The organism is Metaclostridioides mangenotii (assembly GCF_017873185.1).
Lineage (GTDB): Bacteria > Bacillota > Clostridia > Peptostreptococcales > Peptostreptococcaceae > Metaclostridioides > Metaclostridioides mangenotii.
In genome coordinates this window covers 1-2,562 of sequence record NZ_JAGGJX010000010.1, presented here as the reverse complement: position 1 = coordinate 2,562, position 2,562 = coordinate 1, and the positions used below count along the sequence as shown (strand labels likewise).

1 rRNA gene is annotated in these 2,562 nt (G+C 50.0%); it reads right to left on the bottom strand.

Going from position 1 to position 2,562, the window contains the following annotated elements:
* Positions 1-42: 42 nt before the first annotated feature.
* Positions 43-2,562: ribosomal RNA gene (locus J2Z43_RS14520) — 23S ribosomal RNA — on the bottom strand; the annotation flags it as partial.

The window sequence follows — 2,562 nt, the reverse complement described above, 5'->3', positions numbered from 1 at the left end:
ACTCTAAAAACTACATATATAATTTAGTAAATCATCTAAAATCAGGTCAAGTCCTCGATCTATTAGTATCGATAAGCTCCATACATTGCTGCACTTCCACCTTCGACCTATCAACCAGGTAGTCTTCCTGGGATCTTAACCTTGCGGTGGGAAATCTTATCTTGAAGTCGGCTTCGCGCTTAGATGCTTTCAGCGCTTATCCATTCCACACATAGCTACCCAGCCATGCCCTTGGCAGAACAACTGGTACACCAGAGGTGTGTCCATCCCGGTCCTCTCGTACTAAGGACAGATCTCCTCAAATTTCCTACGCCTGCGACGGATAGGGACCGAACTGTCTCACGACGTTCTGAACCCAGCTCGCGTACCACTTTAATGGGCGAACAGCCCAACCCTTGGGACCTACTACAGCCCCAGGATGTGATGAGCCGACATCGAGGTGCCAAACCTCCCCGTCGATGTGGACTCTTGGGGGAGATAAGCCTGTTATCCCCAGGGTAGCTTTTATCCGTTGAGCGATGGCCCTTCCACGCGGAACCACCGGATCACTAAGTCCGATTTTCATCCTTGCTCGACCTGTATGTCTCGCAATCAAGCTCTCTTTTGCCTTTACACTCTATGTACGATTTCCGACCGTACTGAGAGAACCTTTGAGCGCCTCCGTTACCTTTTGGGAGGCGACCGCCCCAGTCAAACTGCCCACCAGACAGTGTCCCAAGACCAGATTCATGGCCTATGGTTAGAGTCCCAGTACTACAAGGGTGGTATCCAAAGGATGGCTCCGCCAAGACTGGCGTCCTGGTTTCATAGCCTCCCACCTATCCTGTACATGTAGTACCAAGACCCAATGTCAAGCTACAGTAAAGCTCCATGGGGTCTTTCCGTCCTGTCGCAGGTAACCGGCATCTTCACCGGTATTACAATTTCACCGAGTCTGTTGTTGAGACAGTGCCCAAATCGTTACGCCTTTCGTGCGGGTCGGAACTTACCCGACAAGGAATTTCGCTACCTTAGGACCGTTATAGTTACGGCCGCCGTTTACTGGGGCTTAAGTTCACTGCTTCGGATAAATCCTAACAGATCCCCTTGACCTTCCAGCACCGGGCAGGCGTCAGCTCCTATACATCGTCTTACGACTTAGCAGAAACCTATGTTTTTGGTAAACAGTCGCTTGGGCCTATTCTCTGCGGCCACCCGAAGGTGGCACCCCTTATCCCTAAGTTACGGGGTCATTTTGCCGAGTTCCTTAACAACAGTTCTCTCGCTGGCCTTAGGATATTCTCCTCACCCACCTGTGTCGGTTTGCGGTACGGGCACCTTTAACCTCGATAGAGACTTTTCTCGACAGTGTGAAATCAGCTACTTCGCTACTAAATTTCGCTCCCCATCGTACCCCAGCATTAATATCCGGACGGATTTGCCTGTCCAGACTGCCTCAGTACTTAGACACACATAACCAACAGTGTGCATAGCCTATCCTACTGTGTCATCCCATTTCTCAAACGGTTATTGGTGGTACAGGAATATCAACCTGTTATCCATCACCTACGCCTTTCGGCCTCAGCTTAGGTCCCGACTGACCCAGGGCGGACGAACCTTCCCCTGGAAACCTTGGGTTTACGGCCTGTGGGATTCTCACCCACATCTCGCTACTCATGCCAACATTCTCACTCCCATACAGTCCACATGTCCTTACGGTCATGCTTCGACCCGTATGGGAAGCTCCCCTACCCATCATAAATGATGTCGTAGCTTCGGTAGTAAGTTTTAGCCCCGGAAATTTTCGGCGCAGGATCACTCGACCAGTGAGCTATTACGCACTCTTTAAATGAGTGGCTGCTTCTAAGCCAACATCCTGGTTGTCTGTGCAATCCCACATCCTTTACCACTTAACTTACATTTAGGGACCTTAGCTGACGATCTGGGTTGTTACCCTCTCGACTATGAATCTTATCACCCACAGTCTGACTCCTGAGTAAAAGATAACGGCATTCGGAGTTTGATAGTCTTCGGTAAGTACAATACCCCCTAGGACATTCAGTGCTCTACCTCCGTATCTCTAAGCTCAAGGCTAGCCCTAAAGCTATTTCGGGGAGAACCAGCTATCTCCGGGCTCGATTGGAATTTCACCGCTACCCACAAGTCATCCCCGAGCTTTTCAACGCTCGTGGGTTCGGACCTCCGCGAAATTTTACTTTCGTTTCATCCTGCTCATGGGTAGGTCGCCCGGTTTCGGGTCTACGTCAAATAACTAAACGCTCAGTTAAAACTCGCTTTCGCTACGGCTTCACACCATAAGTGCTTAACCTTGCTACTTAACGTAACTCGTTGGCCCGTTCTACAAAAAGTACGCGGTCACACTAAAAATGTGCTTCCACAGCTTGTAAGTGTAGGGTTTCAGGTTCTATTTCACTCCCCTCCCGGGGTTCTTTTCACCTTTCCCTCACGGTACTATACGCTATCGGTCACTAGGTAGTATTTAGCCTTGGAGGGTGGTCCCTCCTGCTTCCCACAGGGTTTCACGTGTCCCGTGGTACTCTGGATCACATCTAAAGCCTTCTC